Genomic DNA, 1613 nt, shown 5'->3' with positions numbered 1-1613 from the left:
TTACAGATGTGCGCCCATTATCTGGTTGAACCGCAGGCCTGCACGCCGGCGGCAGGATGGGAGAAAGGCCAGGTTGAAAGCCAGGTGAAATATGCGCGTGGACGCGTGTTCTCCCCGCGTCTGAAGTTCCGTGACTATGAGGAACTCAATGGATGGCTTGTGGATCGATGCATCCAACTGGCCAGAACGCATGCCCATCCGGATGTCCCGGAGAAAACGGTGTGGGAGATGTTCCTGGCCGAGCGCGCGGCTCTGGTTCCTTATGCCGGTTCCTTTGACGGGTTCCATGCCCGCATGGCATCCGTCACGAAAACCTGCCTGGTCCGCTTTGACAACAACCGGTATTCCGTCTCCAGCAGTGCGGTTGGTCGCCCTGTGGAACTCAGGGCCTATGCCGGGCGCATCGAAATCCGGCAGGATGGCCGGACGGTTGGGGTCCATGCCCGCTCGTTCGAGCGGGACCGGACGGTTTATGATCCATGGCATTATATCGGGGTGCTGGAGCGCAAGCCGGGTGCCCTGCGCAATGGCGCCCCATTCCGGGACTGGATCCTGCCCGTCTCCATTGAACGGATCCGCAGGCGACTGGCTGACAGGCCAGGTGGCGACAGACAGGTCGTACGTCTTCTGGTTGCCGTGAACGAGCATGGCCTGACCTGCGTGGATCAGGCCTGCCGGGAGGCCCTGGAAGATGGCATGCATTCCGTTGATGTCATTCTCAACATCCTGTCACGCCGGGATGAAGCCACAAATCCCGTCCTGCCTGCCCTTCCCGAACCTCTGGTCCTGCATCATGCTCCTGTGGCTGACTGCAGCCGGTATGATATCCTGAGGACACGCCCATGATGGAACGTGGGCCGATCCTCCAGGCGATGGCGGAACTGAAACTCTACGGTATGAAAGCCGCCTATGATGAACTGGTGACCCATGCGGTCAAACGACAGTATCTGCCCCAGCAGGTCATAGGAGAACTGCTCCAGGCCGAAATACATGAAAAGCAGGCCCGGTCGGTACGCTACCAGATGACCATTGCCCGGATGCCGCGGGCACAGGATGTCGAGGACTTTCAGTTCGCGGATACGCCCGTCAACGAAACCCTTGTCCGTGACCTGGCTCGGGGCGAATTCCTCGACCTCAAGCGTAATGTCGTGCTTGTGGGGGGCACAGGTACCGGCAAAACCCACCTGGCCACGGCCATTGGCCGGAGCTGCATCCGCACAGGTCGGCGTGGCCGGTTCTTCAACGTGGTGGACCTGGTCAACCGGCTTGAGGCTGACAGTCGGGCGGCAAGGGCGGGTCGGCTGGCCGAACAACTCGGCCGACTGGACTTTGTCATCCTCGACGAACTGGGATACCTGCCCTTTGCCCAGTCTGGCGGACAGTTGCTGTTCCATATGATCAGCCGCCTTTATGAACAGACCTCGGTCATTGTCACCACGAACCTGTCCTTCGGTGAATGGGCCAGTGTATTCGCCGACGCCAAGATGACCACGGCACTGCTCGACCGTCTGACCCATCACTGCGACATCATCGAGACAGGGAACGAAAGCTGGCGGTTCAGGAACCGTAACTGAACCTCTCTCCAGATCCATACCTGCCCCGGCCTGTCTCCT

The 1613-nt window shown here is 60.0% G+C and carries 2 protein-coding genes; both read left to right on the top strand.

Translation table 11 applies throughout. From position 1 onward, the window contains the following. The coding region (locus CFR71_RS15710; protein WP_408891860.1) for a Mu transposase domain-containing protein at positions 1–846 on the top strand (846 nt) is incomplete at its 5' end. Further along, entirely contained in the window at positions 843–1574 is a 732-nt protein-coding gene (gene istB / locus CFR71_RS15705; RefSeq protein ID WP_275405120.1) for an IS21-like element helper ATPase IstB, read from the top strand. The genes CFR71_RS15710 and istB, both read left to right, overlap by 4 nt. Positions 1575–1613: the final 39 nt, after the last annotated feature.

This window comes from Novacetimonas pomaceti (assembly GCF_003207955.1).
GTDB classification, from domain to species: domain Bacteria; phylum Pseudomonadota; class Alphaproteobacteria; order Acetobacterales; family Acetobacteraceae; genus Novacetimonas; species Novacetimonas pomaceti.
The sequence above is the reverse complement of the archived record's forward strand: the minus strand, read 5'-3'. Positions and strand labels throughout refer to the sequence as shown.

What these genes read in the sequence shown, in the direction of transcription:
- istB (WP_275405120.1), top strand. Translation starts at nt 843, where the DNA reads ATGATGGAACGTGGGCCGATCCTCCAGGCGATGGCGGAACTGAAACTC.